Source organism: Glycomyces sp. NPDC021274, assembly GCF_040641195.1.
Lineage (GTDB): Bacteria > Actinomycetota > Actinomycetes > Mycobacteriales > Micromonosporaceae > Glycomyces.
The window spans coordinates 45,568-62,613 of record NZ_JBFADC010000005.1 but is presented as its reverse complement, the minus strand read 5'-3'; the positions used below and the strand labels follow the sequence as shown (position 1 = coordinate 62,613).

Annotated in this window: 15 protein-coding genes; 7 read left to right on the top strand and 8 right to left on the bottom strand. The window is 69.6% G+C overall.

The features are described 5' to 3' along the window. Positions 1–115 precede the first annotated feature (115 nt). Both AB0I03_RS13285 and AB0I03_RS13280 read left to right on the top strand, forming a co-directional pair. Positions 116–3,160, top strand: a complete 3,045-nt coding sequence (locus AB0I03_RS13285) for a S8 family serine peptidase (RefSeq protein ID WP_360411267.1) — start codon at positions 116–118, stop codon at positions 3,158–3,160. A gap of 194 nt (positions 3,161–3,354) precedes the next feature. Beyond that, positions 3,355–4,431, top strand: coding sequence for an arabinan endo-1,5-alpha-L-arabinosidase (locus AB0I03_RS13280; RefSeq protein WP_360411264.1), 1,077 nt, complete (start codon positions 3,355–3,357; stop codon positions 4,429–4,431). Positions 4,432–4,637: 206 nt separating this feature from the next. On the opposite strand, the gene AB0I03_RS13275 is transcribed toward AB0I03_RS13280, so the two are convergent. From AB0I03_RS13275 to AB0I03_RS13260, 4 genes are all read right to left on the bottom strand, one after another. After that, a complete protein-coding gene (locus tag AB0I03_RS13275; RefSeq protein ID WP_360411261.1) occupies positions 4,638–5,009 on the bottom strand; it encodes a hypothetical protein in 372 nt (123 codons plus the stop codon). 166 nt (positions 5,010–5,175) lie between these two features. After that, positions 5,176–6,993 (bottom strand): hypothetical protein, encoded by a 1,818-nt coding sequence (locus AB0I03_RS13270; RefSeq protein ID WP_360411258.1) that lies wholly within the window; start codon positions 6,991–6,993, stop codon positions 5,176–5,178. Between the two features lie 5 nt (positions 6,994–6,998). Further along, complete coding sequence (locus AB0I03_RS13265; protein WP_360411255.1) at positions 6,999–7,316, bottom strand: hypothetical protein; 318 nt, start codon at positions 7,314–7,316, stop codon at positions 6,999–7,001. A gap of 310 nt (positions 7,317–7,626) precedes the next feature. After that, a complete protein-coding gene (locus tag AB0I03_RS13260) occupies positions 7,627–8,349 on the bottom strand; it encodes a response regulator transcription factor (protein ID WP_270116924.1) in 723 nt (240 codons plus the stop codon). Between the two features lie 457 nt (positions 8,350–8,806). On the opposite strand from AB0I03_RS13260, the gene AB0I03_RS13255 reads away from it, so the two are divergent. From AB0I03_RS13255 to AB0I03_RS13240, 4 genes are all read left to right on the top strand, one after another. Continuing rightward, the gene (locus AB0I03_RS13255; RefSeq protein ID WP_360411253.1) at positions 8,807–9,898 is read left to right on the top strand and encodes a hypothetical protein; all 1,092 of its coding nucleotides are present in this window, start codon (positions 8,807–8,809) and stop codon (positions 9,896–9,898) included. Positions 9,899–9,966: 68 nt separating this feature from the next. Continuing rightward, positions 9,967–10,689: a DUF2993 domain-containing protein gene (locus AB0I03_RS13250; RefSeq protein ID WP_360411250.1), complete on the top strand. Its 723-nt coding sequence runs from the start codon at positions 9,967–9,969 to the stop codon at positions 10,687–10,689. Positions 10,690–11,194: 505 nt separating this feature from the next. Beyond that, on the top strand, positions 11,195–12,046 hold the full coding sequence (locus AB0I03_RS13245; RefSeq protein WP_360411247.1) for a sulfurtransferase: 852 nt from the start codon (positions 11,195–11,197) through the stop codon (positions 12,044–12,046). A 29-nt stretch (positions 12,047–12,075) separates the two neighbouring features. Continuing rightward, entirely contained in the window at positions 12,076–12,387 is a 312-nt protein-coding gene (locus tag AB0I03_RS13240) for a DUF1416 domain-containing protein (RefSeq protein ID WP_205326659.1), read from the top strand. 200 nt (positions 12,388–12,587) lie between these two features. On the opposite strand, the gene AB0I03_RS13235 is transcribed toward AB0I03_RS13240, so the two are convergent. The 4 genes from AB0I03_RS13235 to sigJ all read right to left on the bottom strand — a co-directional run bounded on the left by AB0I03_RS13235 (position 12,588) and on the right by sigJ (position 16,283). Next, positions 12,588–13,676: a phosphotransferase gene (locus AB0I03_RS13235; RefSeq protein WP_360411243.1), complete on the bottom strand. Its 1,089-nt coding sequence runs from the start codon at positions 13,674–13,676 to the stop codon at positions 12,588–12,590. Positions 13,677–14,092: 416 nt separating this feature from the next. Further along, positions 14,093–14,758 (bottom strand): phosphotransferase, encoded by a 666-nt coding sequence (locus tag AB0I03_RS13230; protein ID WP_360411240.1) that lies wholly within the window; start codon positions 14,756–14,758, stop codon positions 14,093–14,095. Positions 14,759–14,848: 90 nt separating this feature from the next. Continuing rightward, the gene (locus AB0I03_RS13225; protein ID WP_360412194.1) at positions 14,849–15,289 is read right to left on the bottom strand and encodes a carboxymuconolactone decarboxylase family protein; all 441 of its coding nucleotides are present in this window, start codon (positions 15,287–15,289) and stop codon (positions 14,849–14,851) included. Between the two features lie 70 nt (positions 15,290–15,359). Beyond that, positions 15,360–16,283, bottom strand: a complete 924-nt coding sequence (gene sigJ / locus AB0I03_RS13220) for an RNA polymerase sigma factor SigJ (protein WP_360411237.1) — start codon at positions 16,281–16,283, stop codon at positions 15,360–15,362. 90 nt (positions 16,284–16,373) lie between these two features. On the opposite strand from sigJ, the gene AB0I03_RS13215 reads away from it, so the two are divergent. Continuing rightward, the gene (locus AB0I03_RS13215) at positions 16,374–17,021 is read left to right on the top strand and encodes a hypothetical protein (protein ID WP_360411234.1); all 648 of its coding nucleotides are present in this window, start codon (positions 16,374–16,376) and stop codon (positions 17,019–17,021) included. The last annotated feature ends 25 nt before the right edge of the window (positions 17,022–17,046 follow it).

The following is a 17,046-nucleotide window of genomic DNA, read 5'->3' as shown; positions in this document are numbered from 1 at the left end:
CAGCGAACCAACCTCGCAATAGGCTCCTTTCCGTGCGCCGCGGCGCGGCCGCATATCGCTGTCCGCGCCGGATCACTCACCCACGGCGCACTCCCCCTTGAGAGGAGCTCATCGCATGGGATCTCCGTCCCTCCGCAGGCAAGGGCGCGCGTCGACGCGCGCCCGAGCCAGAACCAGAGCCGTCATGGCGGCCGCGGCCGTCCCCTTGGTGGCCATCGCGTTCACCACCGCCGCCGCCCCCGTCTCGGCCGAGCCCCCCGCCCTCCCTGAGGTCACACCCGAATACCTCAAAGAGGGTGCGGCGCTGCCGATCGACTACGTGGACGGTAACTACATCGTCCAGCTCGCCTCGGACCCCATCGCCACCCACGAGGCCACCGCGCCCGCCGAGGGCGAGACGATCGACTTCGAGGCCTCGGCCGTCGAGGAGTACCGCAACACCCTCGCCGAAGAGCGCGAAGCGGTCATCAACGAGTACGACGTCGACGCGATCGCCGAGTACGACACCGTCCTCAACGGCTTCGCCGCGAACCTCACCGCAGCCGAAGCCGAGGAACTGGCCGCCAGCGACGACGTCGCCGCGGTCGTCCCCGAGACGATCTACCAGCCGACCGCCGCGGTCGACACCGCCGGCTTCCTGGGTCTATCCGGTGGCAACGGCGCCTGGGAAGACGAGTTCGGCGGCGCGAAGGAGGCCGGCGAAGGCGTCATCGTAGGCGTCCTCGACACCGGAATCTGGCCCGAGAACCCGGCCCTGGCCCCGCTTCCCGAGCCGCGCCCCGACCAGCACATCATCGACGCGAAGTGGAACGGCGAGTGCGTCACCGGCGTCGACGAGGACCCGGCCAACAACGTCGAGTGCAACAACAAGCTCATCGGCGCCCGGTACTTCGACACCTGGGGTTACAGCGAGGACGGCTTCGCCTCGCCCCGCGACCAGGACGGCCACGGCACCCACACCGCCACGACCGCCGCTGGCAACTACAAGACCAAGGTCGAGATCGACGGCGAGAAGATGGGCACGTTCTCCGGGATGGCCCCGGCTGCGCGCGTCGCCGCCTACAAGGTCTGCTGGGGCGGCTGCCCCGGCGCCGACCTCGTCGCGGGCATCGAAGCGGCCGTGAACGACGGCGTCGACGTCATCAACTTCTCGATCGGCTCCACCGGCACCGCCGAGTTCATCGACTCGGTGTCGCTCGCGTTCTTCAACGCGGCCGCGGCGGGCGTCTTCGTGGCGGCCAGCGCCGGCAACGACGGCCCCACTTCGACGGTGGACCACCAGGAGCCGTGGGTGACCACGGTGGGTGCTTCGACGCACGACCAGACGTTCCGCACCGAGGTCGAGTTCGGCCGCGAGGAGATCGAAGCGGCTGCGGCGGTCGGCGAGGCCAAGTGGTACGTGAAGAACGCGGTTGACGCGGCGTACGACGGGGCCGACCCGGAGGCCGCCGCCCGCTGTGACGCGGGCACGCTGGACCCGGCGAAGGCCGAGGACTTCGCGATCATCTGCGTGCGCGGGAACCTGTTCAGCGACAACGCGAACCACATCGCCTCTGTGGGCGGCGTGGCGCTGATCGTGCGCGACCAGTACGATCGCGGCCCGGCCAGTGTGGTCACGTCGCAGGCCGTTCCGGTCGTGCATGTGAGCTATGAGGACGGTCTGGCGCTGGCCGAGTGGGTGGATTCGAAGTCGAACCCGCGCATCGAGGTCGAGACGTCGGAGCTGGACTACCAGAACGCGCCGAGCATGGCGGCGTTCTCGTCGAACGGTCCGGCGCTGGCGGCGGAGCAGAACCTGCTGAAGCCTGACATCACCGCTCCCGGTGTGGAGATTCTGGCCGGCATTACGCCGTTCAACCACGCGGGGAACGATTTCGCGACGAACCAGGGCACGTCGATGTCGAGCCCGCACATTGCGGGTCTGGCGGCGCTGCTGAAGTCGGCGAACCCCGAGTGGTCGCCGATGGCGGTGAAGTCGGCGATCATGACGACGGCGTACCAGACCGATCAGAACGGTGACCCGATTCAGCGCGGTGGCGCGGATGCGACGCCGTTCGACTACGGTGCGGGGCATGTCGACGCGCAGTCGATGTTCGATCCGGGCCTGGTGTACGAGTCGAGCCCGACGGAGTGGATCCAGTACGTGTGCGGTACGCCTGAGGCGTCGAAGCTGCAGTCGTATTGCGATGCTCTGGGTTCGATGGACCCGTCGCAGCTGAACTACCCGTCGATCACGGTGGCGGAGCTGACGGGTTCGTACCAGGTGACGCGTACGGTCACGAACGTGTCGGAGAAGAAGAGCACGTACAAGGCCGAGTTCACGGCTCCGGCGGGTTTCGAGGTGACTTCTGACGTTTCGAAGTTCACGTTGAAGCCGGGCGAGTCGGCGACGTACACGCTCCAGATCACTCGTACTGACGCGGCGTTCGGCGAGTGGGCGTTCGGTGATGTCACGTGGGTGGAGAAGAAGGGCACCAAGACGGTGCACGAGGTGCGGTCGCCGATCGTGGTGAAGCCGGTGCAGCTGGCGGCCTCCGATGAGGCGACCTTCACGGGCGCTTCGGGTTCGGCGACGCTTTCGGGCACGTCGGGCTTCGAGGGTTCGCTGGGCGCTTCGGTGTCGGGTCTGGTCGCTTCCGAGGTGAAGACGGCGACGCTGTCGGACCCGGATTCGTCGACGTTCCCGTCTGCTGCGCCGGTGGAGAGCTCGCACGCGGTGTCGTACGAGTTCACGACGCCGGAGGATGCGGCGCTGGTGCGTTTCTCGACCTTCGACGCGGAGCACCCGGCGGGCACGGACCTTGACCTGTTCGTGTACGCGAAGGCTGCTGACGGCGCGTTGACGCTGGTGGGCAGTTCGGCTTCGGGCGGTACGAACGAGACCGTGACGCTGCCGGGCGGCTACACGTTCGTGGTGTTCGTGGACGAGTGGGCCGGGCCTTCGCCGCTGGAGGCGAAGCTGCACGCGTGGGTGGTTCCGGGTGCTGACGAGGGGAACCTCGCGGTGGATCCGGCCGAGCAGTCGGTCGCCATGGGCGATCCGTACTCGGTGGGTCTGACGTGGTCGGGTCTGGCTGAGGGGCAGCGGTTCCTCGGCACGGTGAACTACTCGGCCGACGGCTCTGCGATCGATTCGACGATCGTGGGGATCACTACCTGATCGGTTTAGCCGCAAGGTTCGATGTGATCGACGCGCCCGTCGTGGGCGACTGGGGCCGCAAGGCTCGCGGTCGGCTGCGGCGGGCGTTGTCGTCGGGGCGCGTCGAAGTTCACTCGAACGATTGACCCGGCCGTCATGTTCCCGTTAACATTGAGTCGTTTCAATCAATCGATTCACGGACAAGGCGGTCTTCCATGCAACGGAAGCGCACCACCCTCATAGCCGCGACCGGCGCGATCGGCCTCGCCGCAGCGGCGCTGGCGATCATCACGCCGGCCGCGCTGGCCGGCCCCGGCAATGGCAACGGGAACGGGAACGGCAATGCGCACGGCCACGACCGGCAGCAATGCGACCTCGAAGCGCCCGGCGCGCTCGGCGGCGACCTCGGCGCCCACGACCCCGGACTCTTCGCCCCCTGCACCGACGGCGACCCCTGGTACGTGTTCGCCACCGGCTGGGGGCCCCTCGGCGACGGCAACGTCACCATCCGCTCCTCCACCGACGAGGGCGCGACCTGGAACTACGTCGACACCGTGTGGGACACCAAACCCCAGTGGCTCAAGGACGCCGTCCCCGGCGTCGACAACATCTGGGCCCCCGAGATCTACTTCGACGAGGACCAGGACCGGTACTACCTGTACTACTCGGCCTCGACCTTCGGCAAGCAGCGCTCGGTCATCGGCGTCGCGACCAACGAGACCCTCGACCCCGCCGACGACGACTACGAGTGGGTCGACGAGGGCCAGGTCTGGGAGTCCAACCCCGGCGACCCGTACAACGCCATCGACCCGACCATCCTCGAAGCCGACGGCAAGCACTACATGTCGTACGGCTCCTGGTGGCAGGGCATCTACATGCTCGAACTCGACTGGCCCTCGGGCAAGGCCGCGGACGGCGCGGAGCCGATCCACATCGCCGGCCGCGGCGGCGCCGGCATCGAGGCGCCCGTGCTGACCGAGCACGACGGCTACTACTACCTCTTCACGTCCTGGGACGTCTGCTGCGCGGGCGCCGACTCGACGTACAACATCCGCGTCGGCCGCTCCACGTCGCCGACCGGCCCGTTCGTCGACGCTGACGGCGTCGCTCTCACGGACGGCGGCGGCACCCTCGTGCTCGGCGCCCACGGCGACTACGTCGCCACCGGCGGGCAGTCGATCTCCAACGGCCTCATGGCATACCACTCCTACCACCAGGACGGGCACTTCGACCTCGGCATCGAGAAGATCGAATGGAACGCCCAGGGCTGGCCGCTCCTGGACGGCGTCTAGGACCGACAGCGCTGAGGAGCCGAAGGGCTGCAGCGCTTTTCGCTCGGCGTCCACCACCGGCACCGCTGGACCGACACCGAGTAAGACCTTGACGGCGCCTCGGACCGCCCGGATCGGGCCGAGGCCGAACGGCACGCACAACTGAAGAACCGGTGGGCCCGCTGCAATAGCGGGCCCACCGGTCCGTCCGCCACTGCGGTGCCTCGTCAACGCCGCTTGGTGTCGCGCTTGAACCGGTACGCCTTGCCGAGCGTGGCCGCGCCGGCGATGAGCACCGCCGAGAAGACCGGGCCCGTGAACCTCGGGTCGATCGGGGCGTCGACCGCGGACAGGATGATCGCGAGCAGGATCGGCACGACCAGCAGCCCGATGCCGGCCAGGACCAGCTGCCGGTGCTGGGCCTCCTCCTCCGCGGTCAGGCCCGAAGGGCCGACCGGCCCGGGCGCGTACGGATGTGGATTCGACTGCAGCCCTTGCGGTTGCACGCCCGGCTGCGCGCGCTGATCCGGGTGCTGCGGCGGAACGCCGGGCTGCGTTCCATCCGAGTACGGGGGCTGGGGATCGGGCTGGTACGACATTGCTGGCGCTCCGTTCGCGTCGGGGGGTTCGTTCGGCACACACTCGCCACTCCCGTCACGGCTCGGTCATGAGTCCGTCCCCGAACCGGCACGGGCCGCGATCCCGAAGGATCGCGGCCCGCCGCCTTGCAATGAGGCTCAGTGCATCGCGCTCAGTGCCACGCGCTCAGGCGTAAGGGTCGTCGTCGATGGCGCGGATGCCCCAGATCTCCTCGTCCTCCTCGAGCCAGTCGCGGTGCTCGCCTTCGGCCTGCTGGTCGCCGCCCATGCCGCGACCGCCACCGGCGCCGCCGCCCATCATGCCGCCCATACCGCCGACGCCGCGCCCGCCGCCCGCACCGCCCGCCGAACTGCCGCCCTCCAATGTGGAGGATGCCGGGCCGACCGGGAACGCGCCGCCGCCGCCGAGCGTCTTCCCGCCGCTGGCGAGACCACCGCTCACGTCGCCGGGCGGCACCAGACCGCCGCCACCGCCGCCGCCCCCTCCACCGCCGCCGGCGTCCGGCGAGGGCGGTTCGCCGCCGGGCTGGAAGCCGCCCGAGCCCGCGTCCAAGCCCCCGTAGGAGTCCCCGAGCATGTCGGAGGCCTCCCGGAAGTTCGACGGGTTCGACGGCTTCGCCTCGGGCGTAAAGGTTCCCGCCGACTCCTCGGCGTTCTCCCACCGGTTGACGACATCCTCGTTCGCGATCCGCGACCGCGACTCGTAGTCCTCCATGCCGTCGACCATGTCGGTGCTGATCGCGTTGTTCGCGTCGGCCTGCGCCCACGTCCGCGCCTGGTCCTCGGTGACCGGCGGATCCTCGTTCTTGAACTTGTTCATGTAGTACTCGGTCTGCGCCTCGACGTAGTTCCTGGTCTCACGCAGGTAGTCGCTGTCGAAGCCGCCGAGCTCCAGCAGCGAGCCGAGGAGCCCGCCGGAGTGCCCGCAGCCGTCCGTGACATCGCAGGATCCACTGCGGAACGGCGGCCGCACATGCACGAACGGGTCGGTGAACATCACTTCCATGTCCGAGATCCAGTACAGCGGCGCGGGATACGGCAACTCCCCCGAGGAGCCGCCCTGCAGGCCGTAGAACTCGTCGGCCTTCTGCTCCAGCAGCCCCACCGCGCCCGAGGAGAGGTCGCCGATGTCGTCGCAGATCGACGCGCAGTTGGACATCACCACCTCCACCTGCTCGGCGAACGCGTCGAAGTCGTCCCCCTGCCAGTGCTCGGAGAGGGTTCGCAGGCCCGCCTTGAGCATCGGGGCGATCCCGGTGGTCGGGTCGGAGTCGAAGCCGTCCTTGAAGCTCTGCCAGTGCGAGCTGATCGCCCTGAGCGCGTAAGTGTCCGGGCTGTCCGGCCGCACCTGGGACACCAGTGACTGGATGGCGTCCTGACTGGGCGCGGCCGTGCCGGTGGTGACGACGGTGAGGTTGCTGACCTGCCCTACCTCGGGAATCGCGGAGACCAGTTTGATCCAGGCGGCCTCGGCGGGGTTCTGGGTGTTCTGGCAGGTCGCGTGCGGGCAGGGGGTGCCGGAGAGGAACAGGGCTTCGGCGTCCATGCGCTGGTACTCGAAGTCGGTGGAGTTGTCGGGGGCCGAGTTGTCCCATTCCTCGCGCTCGTAGGTCTGCCGGCCCTGGTGGTCCTTGCCGTCGTCCTCTTCTTCTTCCTTCTTGCCGTCGTCGTCCGAGTCCTCGTCGTCGTCCTCCTCATCGGAGTCCTCGTCCTCGGAGTCGTCGTCCTCTTCGCCTTCGGAGTCGTCGTCTCCTTCGTCCTCGTCAGGCTCGGAGTCGTCATCGTCGGCGTCGTCCGCGTCCGCGTCCTCATCCGAGTCCTCGGCCGGGACTTCATCGTCGTCCGCGTCGGGATCGACAGGGACGTCGGCGGGCTCCTCGTCCGGTTCGACGGCGCGGTCGGGGTCGAGCTCGTCGTCGTAGTTCGGGTCGTCGCCGAGGTCCGGGTCCTGCGACTGGTTCTGCTGCTGCTGGGTGTCTGACATGGCGTTCAGTCCCTCCCGCGCGACATCTGGACGGCGGAGGTCTCGTCGTCTTCGACGACCCGATCGGCGACACCGTCAAGCGTGGCGATGATGCCGGTCAGGTCCGCCCGCAGGTCCTGGAGGTTGGTCCAGGTCTGGCGGTGGAACTCGCGATAGGCATCGCGCGCGGTCAGGGCGCTGTCGAGCAGCCCGAACCCGGGTTCGACGCCCAGTTCGTTGCCGTTGCGCAACTGATCGATGAGGGTTTCGAGATAGTCCAAGCGGCCCTGCGCGATCTCGCGGAACACCGCGAGGGCTTCGGGGTCGACGGAGCGATCGGACACGGGGTCACACTCCAAGGGGAAGGTTAAGTCCAAAGCGAACTCAATTCTAACCACCGAGAGCAATACCATGGGTACGTAGAGTTGCGGCATTTGTCCGGATAGGACCATTCTTTCGCCCCACCGAGAATGGTAAGTTTTCCTTATTCGACCGCAAGTTGCCGCCGTCGCTTCGAATCAATGCGTTACTGATTCACCAGTGAGCGCAATCGCCACTCAGTCAACTTTGGACACAAAGAATTGAGCGGGTCCGCTTCCGCGGACCCGCTCGAAATTCACTCGTCGGTATTCACTCGCCAGTGAAGGCCCGGAGTCAGGCGTCGACCCGCTTGGGGACCGGCTCGGACTCGCGCAGGTTCTCCGGCGGCGGGGCCACGAACTTGTAGCCGACCTGCCGCACCGTGCCGATCATCGACTCGTACTCGCTGCCGAGCTTCGCGCGCAGGCGCCGCACGTGGACGTCGACGGTGCGGGTGCCGCCGAAGTAGTCGTAGCCCCACACCTCCCGCAGCAGCTGCTCGCGGGTGAAGACCCGGCCGGGGTGCTGGGCCAGGAAGCGCAGCAGCTCGAACTCCTTGTACGTGAGGTCCAGCGGCGTGCCCTTGAGCTTCGCGGCGTACGTGTCCGGGTCGACCGTCAGGTCCCCGGCGCGGATCACGGCCGGGCCCGCGGCCGTGGCCGCGTTCGGCTTGCCCGTGGCCAGGCGCAGCCGCGCCTCGACCTCGGCCGGACCGGAGGAAGCGAGAAGGAAGTCGTCCACACCCCAGTCGGCCTGCAATGCCGCCAGGCCGGCCTCGGTGACGATGGCGTACAGCGGCACCGTCAGTCCGGTGGCCTGCAGGACCCGGCAGGTGGCGCGGGCATCGGCGAGGTCGGACCTGGCGTCGACCATCACCGCATCGGGGCTCGGGCCGCTCAGCAGGGCCCGCACGTCCCGGCCGGCGTAGCGCGCGCGGTGGGGCAGCAGTTCCAGCGAGGGCAGGATCGACTCAGGGGACTCCGGAACGGGGTTGGAAGTGAGGATAAGGATTTCCACAGCAGTCCTCCGCTGGTTGGTGAGCACACGCGACTATCGCTCTTCCCGGCGTCGGCGGCGGGCGGGCTTACATGCGGTAGGTGGAGTCCTGGACAAGTGTAAACGGTCACCAGTCAAAAGACCAGCGTCACCACCGTGAAACCTCACCATGCGGGACGACGCAACGGTAGGTCTCCGTCAAGTCGCGTTCACCGCGCCGACACGATACGGTCACGATCCCGCCCTACGCCGTTGGCCCGTACCGGATCCGAAAGCGCCTCCGCAACGGGCCGCCGAACGCGCTCCTGCCCGCTCCTCCACGCGTCCACATGATGAGACGATGCGAGGCGGGCGACAGTCCGGCACCGGACCCGCCCGACCGGACCCGGCGTCACCCGACGTGCCGGACGACCGTCCGCAAGGGTGACTCATGGCGAAGCTCGCGAGCCGGGATTTCCTGCTGCCGTAGGCTGTGGACGTGTCGTACAGCCGACCCGACGAGACCTGGGGCTACGAGCCTCCCGAGGCGCCCGGCGCCGCCGAGGGCTCCGCCTGGGGCGACGCCTACGCCGGAACCGCCGGCGCCGCCGACGAGCGCGGCGGACCCGCAGAACCCCCTGGGCCCGACGCCCCTCCCCGCCGCACCGAACGCCGCCGCGCCGCCGCCCGCTCCGGCGGGACCGGCGCGCCCCCGGGGAGCACCGGCTCCTACCGGACCAGCGGCGCCGACGGCACCGAGGACCACACCCTCCCCCCGCCCAGCCCCGCCCTCCTGCACCGCCTCCCCGCCATCGCGGCCACGATCGTCATCAGCGCCGGCCTCGTCCTCGGCGCCCAGATGGAACGCCCCGTCTACGCCGCCGGGATCGCCGTCCTCCAACTCGCCACCGTCGGCCTCGTGACCTGGGTGCGCAGGATCGACGGCGCCTGGGTGCCCCTCGCCGTCGCCTCGCTCCTGGCGATCGCCGCCAGCACTGCCGCCGTCGTCTGGACGCCCGTCTCGCTCGTCCCGATCACCGTGCTCCTCGCACTCGGCTTCGGTGCCGCCGTCGCCGCGCAGCTCGTGCGCCGCACCCACGTGGGCGTCACCGAGAACCTCGGGTTCACGATGCTGCTCTGCCTCGCCGTATGCGGCTACGCCTGCTACATCGCGCTCTCGCGACTCGGCTCCGCCCCGCCCGCCATGTACTCGGCGGTCGTCGCGGCCGGCACCGCGATACTCGCCGCCCGCGCCGTCGACCTCGTCATGCCCGACCCGCGCATCAACCGGCAGGTGACGCGCGGCGCGTTCGGCATCGTCATCGGCACCATGTGCGGCACCGCGTCCGCCGCGTACGCCGGGCTCGTCATCGAAGGCCCCGACCCCACCCACGCCGCGGTCGGCGGGCTCCTCATCGCACTCACTGCGGTCCTCGCCGACCTCGCGTGCGGGTACATGTCCGCGTCGCGGCGCATCGACGGCGCGGGCACCGCCCCGAACCCGGTGGTCAGCGCCGCCGGGCCGCTCCTCGCGTTCGCCATCACCGGCCCCGTCGTGTACCTCTTGAGCGCCTATTACATGATCGACTGACACATTCCGTCCGTCGACCGCCCCCAGGCGCACCCCGCCGGGCACACCGCTGCACAGGAGACCCGCTGGTGAAGATCCTCCGCCGCCTGCTCATCACCCTCGTCATCGTCGCCGCGGTCGTCGCCCTCGGCGACCGGGTCGCGAACGCGCTGGTCGAACGCCGCATCGCCGACGAGGTGGCGACTACCGCCGCCGAGAACGGCGCCTACTCCGACCAGGAACCGGACGTCAAGATCCACGGCTGGCCGTTCCTCACCCAGGCCTGGACCGGCGAGTTCGAGCAGATCGACATCACGCTCCAGGACGTCGGCTCCAACGGCCTCACCTTCCCGTCCCTGGAGATGGTGGCGCACGACGTGGACGCCGACTGGCGCGAGCTCAGCAACGGCGGCGACGCCGTCGCGAGCACCCTCGACGTGAGCGGCTCCGTCTCGGTCGACTCGATCGAGGCGATCATGGCCGAGCAGACCGGCTTCGACCTGCAGATCGACGAGGACGGCACGGCCTCGCTGACCGGCTCGCAGGAGTTCCTCGGCACCCAGGTCGAACTCGAGGCCACCGGCCAGTTCGCGTTCGCCGACAACACGCTCACCTTCACGCCGGACGCCGTCGAAGCCCTCACCGAGAGCGTGCCGCCGCAGATCCAGCCGCTGATCGACCAGGCCGCCGGCGAGTTCGCCTCCACCGTGACACTGCCGGAGCTGCCATATGGGATCGAACTGTCGGAGATCCGATTCGAAGGCGACATCGTGACCGTCTCCGGCACCGCCCAGGACGTCGTCCTCACCTGATCCACCTGCGCTTTCCATGCCCGTCCGCCGCCGGCGCGGGCGGGCACCGGGCGACACCGGGCCGTAGCGCTGGGTCTTCGTCACAGTCCGCATCGCGAGAACGGGTATGGATTCGGCCCGGGAAGTCTGCTAGCGTTCCAGCCATGCGCAAGCCGATGCTCACCAAGCGGCGCGCGATCGACTACTGCATGATCGCGACCACGCTCTGTCGAATGCCCTAGGCGACTCGCCAGGCCCTCAGAGGCCCGACGGCGGTCGCCGCATTGCGGCCCAGCGTGCGCGAACTTCAGAGCAAGGCTTACGACTCACCAAAACCCAAGGCCCGCTTGCGAAAAGCGGTACTGCTCGGGTGTGACGTCAATCGGCTCGAATCCCGGACCATCTGTCCAGGACGAACCCTGCTCAGCTGCGAACAGCAGCGTTCCGCCCCGCTTCGCACCACGTACTGGGCTCGCTCTCGAACCTTAGAACTCAAGTTTCATTTACGTTCAGGAGAGAACAAGCCATGGCTCGTGAAGACGTGCTGGTCACCGCCGATTGGGCGGAAGAGAACCTCGACACCCCCGGAGTCGTGTTCGTCGAGGTCGACGAAGACGCCTCCGCCTACGACTACGGCCACATCAAGGGCGCGGTGAAGATCGACTGGAAGGACGACCTCCAGGACCCGATCCGCCGCGACTTCGTCAACCAGGAGCAGTTCTCGCAGCTCCTTTCCGAGCGCGGGATCTCGAACGACGACACCGTCGTCCTCTACGGCGGCAACAACAACTGGTTCGCCGCTTACGCGTACTGGTACTTCAAGCTGTACGGCCACGAGGACGTCAAGCTCCTCGACGGCGGCCGCAAGAAGTGGGAGCTCGACGCCCGCGACGTGACCGCCGAGGTCGTCAAGCGCGAACGCACCAACTACGTCGCCAAGCCCCTCAACTGGGACCTGCGCGCCAAGCGCGACGAGGTCGAGGCCGCCATCGGCGTCAAGAACCTCATCGACGTGCGCTCCCCCGACGAGTACGCCGGCCGCCTCCTGGCCCCGGCCCACCTCCCCCAGGAGCAGTCCCAGCGCGCCGGCCACATCCCCACCGCGCTCAGCGTGCCGTGGAGCAAGGCCGCGAACGAGGACGGGACCTTCAAGTCCGAGGCCGAGCTGCGCGAGCTCTACGTCGGCGACGCCGGTCTGGACGAGACCAAGTCCACGATCGCCTACTGCCGCATCGGCGAGCGCTCCAGCCACACCTGGTTCGCGCTCCGCGAGCTCCTCGGCTACGAGGACGTGAAGAACTACGACGGCTCCTGGACCGAGTACGGCTCGCTGGTCGGCGTGCCGATCGCCCTCGGCGACGAGCCCGGCACCAAGTAACACCGGCGACGGTACTGAGAGGAACAACCATGTCTGACAGCTGCGCTGCACCTGACCAGGACGCGGCCCTGCCGGCGTCGGTCGACATCGAGAAGGAGACCGTGCTCACGGGCACCGTCGTGAACGACGAGGGCGAACTCGTGCAGGGCGCTTACGTGCGCCTGCTCGACGGCTCGGGCGAGTTCACGGCCGAGGTCGTGACCGGCGAGGGCGGGCAGTTCCGCTTCTTCGCCGCCCCCGGCAAGTGGACGCTCCGCGCGCTCTCGCGCTACGGCGACGCCACCGGCGAGGTCGAGGCCGACCGCGGTCTCAACGAGACCAAGCTGGCCGTGAGCCGCTAGTCGATCACGATCACCGAGACCGACCGGGGCGATTCAGCTCGTAACCCAGTCTGAAGGGCGGGGCCGCATCAGCGGCCCCGCCTTTTGCGTGCCCGAGGAGAGGCTGACCAGCGGCCCCATTTGCACGCCTGAGCACGAGCGGCGCGAGCAGCCCCGCCTCTTGCCTTGCGCCGAACGGGAGCCCGGTCCGTTCCGGCACCTCAGGAACCCGCGTCGACTCCGGCGGCTCCCGCCCACAGCAGGGCCCGCAGGCAACCGGTGCGGATGTCCTCCAAAGCCGCGGACCGTTGCGCCGGGGCATGGTCGAAGGCGCCGAGCCGGACCGCCGCCAGGCCCGGTCCCAGCCGCAGGTGCAGTCCCCAGGTGAGGTGGACGATCGCGAAACCGGCCTCGGCCTGGTCGGCGAGGTCGGTGCCCGTCACCTCGGCCAGGGCACGACTGTAGGTCTTCAGCAGCGCCCGCTCATCGAGTGCGCCGAGCCCGCCGAAGGCCTGGTGCATGGCGACGAACGTGGCCAGGTCGAAGCCGACCGGGCCGACTCCGGCGTGTTCCCAGTCGATCAGGACCAGTGTCTGTGTCGAGTCCAGTCCCGTGTTGCGCGGCGTGAAGTCGCCGTGCACGAGCGTGGGCGGCAGGCGCGCGGCGCGGTCGGCCAGCGCTTCGGCGGCATCGAGGCACCGGTGCAGCGCCCGGACCTGCGCTGGGGTGAACAGGTCCGCCAGGCGGGGGTCGGTTGGGAGCGCTTCGAGGTTGTCATGGCCGGAGGGGACGTGGTGGGCGTAGGCGTGGTGTCCGGTCCGCTCCAGAAAGGGCAGGTCGAGCAGGGCGGGGTCGGCGGCGACCGGGGTGTGCAGGAGCGCCAGGCGGGCGGCGGCGGTCGCGGTGGCTTCGGGCGTCCACGGATTCGCCAGTGCCGGACCGAGGTCGCGCATGACGATCCATTCCCGGCCGTGGTCGCCGGGGATCACTGCGGCCGGGGGCGTGGTGATCCCGGTCGGGAGCCGGGCGGGCAGGGTGCTGCGGAAGAAGGCGACTTCCCGGTCGTTCAGCTGCGCGTCTTGTGAATCCAGGAGCGATCGTGCGCCGCCGCCGGGAATCTTCACGATCCACTGTGTCTGGTTCGCCGTGTTGCGGTCGGTGGTGTGCACGCGCATGACTGCGGCCTGGCCGAGTCCTGGCGAGAGGTCCTCGACCTGGTGTACGCGGGACGTCGACCCCCATGGGCCGTCGTGGGCGGCGAGGGCCGCTTCGATCCGGTCGGCGGTGGGGAGGGTGCGATCGCTTGTCATCGGTGTCCTTCGGGACTGTTCGCGGCTCGATGTCGGTCGCCGGCCGGGGGCGGGAAGCGGGACAGGGGCCGGGAGCGGGGGCGGGAAGCGGGGCCGGGGCCGGGGCCGGGGCCGGGGCCGGGGCCGGGGCCGGGGCCGCAACTCAGGCTAGACGCCGCCGGGTTCGAGCGCCTTGCCTTTTCTCCGTTCCGGTGCCCGCCATGGCCTCCAGGAGCGCGGGCAAACTGGCCCCGAGCTCTCGAAGGTTCCACGGCCTCAACGACCTTGACTTGTTGGGCCGAGGACGTGCGCCCGAAGGAGCTCGCCGGGCTCGCCTCCAAGCGCACGTATCCGCTGAACTCCAGCAGCCGCGAGGCCCGCGAGCCAGCGTTCGAAGCCGACCGCTTCGAGGTCAGCGGGCTGGGTTTCTGTCGGCATCAGCGCCGCAGCTCTGCCGCGCGGCTCCGCAGCCGATGCAGCTCAGTCGCATCGAGATTGCCGTCGGCCTCCCGAAACGCCACTCCCGCGTTCAGCGCCTCGCGGGAGGGGCCGCTGGCCAGCAGTTCGAGCAGTAGGTCGAGGCTCGCGGCGAGTTCGGGCTCCAGCAGCGTCGCATCGACGCCGGCGAAGACCGCCCACGTGACCGCGAGGTCGATCTCCGGATCGCCCGCTGCGGCATTGGTCCAGTCGATGACCTGCGGGCCGTCCTCGGTGAGCAGGATGTTCTCGGGGTGCAGGTCGAGGTGCAGGACTGCGCAGCCGCGCGTGCCGCCGGTCAGGTCGACGCCCCGGGCCTCGGTGGCGAGCCACGTCGGCGGTTCGATGCGGTGCAGGTCGTCGTGCAGTCCCCGGATCAGCTCGGCGCACTGCACCGGACCGATGCGGCCGGTTGACAGTTCGTGCGCGAGCGTCGGACCGTGCAGGCGCTCCATTCGCATCTCGCCGCCATCGGCCGCATAGACCTCCGGGACCGGATAGCCCCGCTCCCGGAGGTACCGCATGAGCCGCACCTCGCCCGCGATGTCGAAACCGGTGCGCCGCAGCACGGTCCGCTCGTCGATCGCATAAACGGCCGAGGCCCGGCCCGAAGCGAGGAGTTCCATGACCGCACCCTAGCGCGCGGGCGGAACCGAGAACGCCGGCGAGTTCGGCCTTCTGGCGGCGGCCTGCCGCCCTCGTGGTCGTTCTCCTTCCTACTTGTCGAGGTCCTTGTATCGGGCCGTCTTGGTGGCCGGGTCGTAGAAGCCCGCCGGGGTGCGGAGGGCGACGTTGATGCGGTTCCAGGCGTTGATCTGCGCGGTCATCGCGACCAGGGCGGCGATCTGCTCGTCGTCGTAGTGCTTGCGCACCTGCTCCCAGGTCTCGTCCGTGACGCCGTGCGGGTTGTCCGCGAGGCGGGCCGACTCCTCGGCGAGCGCCAGCGCGGCGCGCTCGGCCTCGGTGAAGGCGGGGGCCTCGCGCCACACGGTGACCAGGTTGAGGCGTTCGGGGTCTTCTCCGGCGTGCACGGCGTCCTTGTAGTGCATGTCGACGCAGAAGCCGCATCCGTTGATCTGGCTGACCCGCAGTTTGAGCAGTTCCATGGTGGTGTGCGGGACGGGTCCGGTGTGGAAGAGCTTCTCGTTGGCGAGCATGTGCTTGTAGTACTGCTTGGCGAACTCGGTCTCGGCGAAGGCGAGTCGGGGTCCCATGGTGGTGTCCTTTCTATTGTTCGGCCTGCGTGGTGCGCAGGCCGGCGAACTTCTGCGGATTGCGGAGGTAGTCGACGGTGACGATGCGGCCGTGCTCGATGCCGAGGGCGATCACGCCGTCGACCACGCCGCCGCCCACGGTGACGAGGGCGGGGCTGCCGTTGATGACGATCGGGCGGTGGACGCGGTCGGCGTACTTGTGGGAGACGCCGACCAGGAAGCGGGCGACCTTGTCCGCGCCGCGGACCGGGTTGCGGGCGGCCCTCACGAGTCCGCCGCCGTCGGTGGTGAGGACCGCTTCGGGGTCGAGGAGCTCGAGGAGGCCGTCGAGGTCGCCGGAGCGGGTGGCCTTGGAGAAGGCCTCCACGACGGCGCGGTGCGCCTCGGGGTCGACGTCGAAGCGGGGTCGGCGCTCTTCGACGTGTTCGCGGGCGCGGCTGGCGAGTTTGCGGCAGGCGGCGGCGCTGCGGCCGAGGGCCGCGCCGACTTCGTCGAAGGTGAGGCCGAAGACGTCGTGGAGGACGAATGCGGCGCGTTCGGCCGGGCTCAGGGTCTCCAGGACCACGAGCATCGCCCAGGACATGGAGTCGGCGAGGCTGACCGAGTCGGCCGGGTCCGGCGCGGTCTCGACCGGTTCGGGGAGCCAGGGGCCGACGTAGGCTTCGCGGCGGGTGCGGGCGGCGCGGAGGACGTCGAGGGCGAGGCGGGAGGTGGTGGTGACGAGCCAGCCCGTGAGGTCCTCGATCTCGTCGATCGCGGTGCGCTGGAGGCGGATCCAGGCGTCCTGGACGACGTCTTCGGCTTCGGCGACCGAGCCGAGGAGTCCGTAGGCGACGCCGAAGAGGCGTGGACGGAGTGCTTCGAACTGCGTGAGCGCGCGGCTCTCGGGAGGCGCCTCGGCGGGTGCCTCGGGGTGGTGCGCTTCCTGACCGTTCATGCGAGGAGGACGGGGCATGGTTCAAGAGTGTGACATCGGATCGCAGATTGTGACCGGCATCTCACGGGAGGCGTAGGGCAGACTTGTGCCGTGTTCTCGAACCTCTCGGAGCGGTGGCGCCGCCGCTTGCGCATCGCGGTCGTCGTGTGGGCGGTGCTGCTGGTCGCGGTCGCGTTCGCGGGCTCGCGCGCCACGGTGCGCGAGCAGGTCGACGCCGCCGGGGCCCGCGGGCTGCTCGACGCCGCGGTGGGCGAGGCGGCGGCGGCGTTCACCGGCGCGGCGGTCCTCGCGGTGGGGCCGCTGACCTGGGAGTCATGCGACGTGACGCCGGTGCGGCCGGGCCTGTCGCTCGAACGGACCCTCCAGGTTTCGGGCGCGACGGTCGAGCACGTGGAGGCGCTGACCGAGCGGTTCGCGCTGCGCTCCTTGACCAGCGAACCCGACGGCGCGTCCTGGTCGGGCACGACCCAGGAGTTCCTCAGCGTGCGGGTCACCGCCCCGGCCGCCGATCCCCCGGGCGGGCGTTGGGCCGAACCCGTTGCGGTGCAGGCGACCAGCGGCTGCAGGCCGCTTGAGGCGCCCGTCGGGTCGTTCACGCCGGAGCCCCCGGCCGAAGCGACCGCCGCCTGGAACTACGGCTCGATCGACTGCCCCGGTGGGGAGACCCTGACCAGTTGGACCGAGCCGCTCGACGCCCAGCCCATGCGCGTCCACGAGACCACCGGCGGCTGCGCCTGAAGCCGGTTCAAGGCGACCGCCCCGG

Excerpts from the sequence above, each read along its gene's own strand:
- AB0I03_RS13285 (WP_360411267.1), top strand. The coding sequence starts at position 116 with ATGGGATCTCCGTCCCTCCGCAGGCAAGGGCGCGCGTCGACGCGCGCC.
- AB0I03_RS13225 (WP_360412194.1), bottom strand. The coding sequence starts at position 15,289 with ATGCTCGCCAACGAGAAGCTCTTCCACACCGGACCCGTCCCGCACACC.
- AB0I03_RS13280 (WP_360411264.1), top strand. The coding sequence starts at position 3,355 with ATGCAACGGAAGCGCACCACCCTCATAGCCGCGACCGGCGCGATCGGC.
- AB0I03_RS13245 (WP_360411247.1), top strand. The coding sequence starts at position 11,195 with ATGGCTCGTGAAGACGTGCTGGTCACCGCCGATTGGGCGGAAGAGAAC.
- AB0I03_RS13240 (WP_205326659.1), top strand. The coding sequence starts at position 12,076 with ATGTCTGACAGCTGCGCTGCACCTGACCAGGACGCGGCCCTGCCGGCG.
- AB0I03_RS13230 (WP_360411240.1), bottom strand. The coding sequence starts at position 14,758 with ATGGAACTCCTCGCTTCGGGCCGGGCCTCGGCCGTTTATGCGATCGAC.
- AB0I03_RS13235 (WP_360411243.1), bottom strand. The coding sequence starts at position 13,676 with ATGACAAGCGATCGCACCCTCCCCACCGCCGACCGGATCGAAGCGGCC.
- AB0I03_RS13275 (WP_360411261.1), bottom strand. The coding sequence starts at position 5,009 with ATGTCGTACCAGCCCGATCCCCAGCCCCCGTACTCGGATGGAACGCAG.
- AB0I03_RS13270 (WP_360411258.1), bottom strand. The coding sequence starts at position 6,993 with ATGTCAGACACCCAGCAGCAGCAGAACCAGTCGCAGGACCCGGACCTC.
- sigJ (WP_360411237.1), bottom strand. The coding sequence starts at position 16,283 with ATGAACGGTCAGGAAGCGCACCACCCCGAGGCACCCGCCGAGGCGCCT.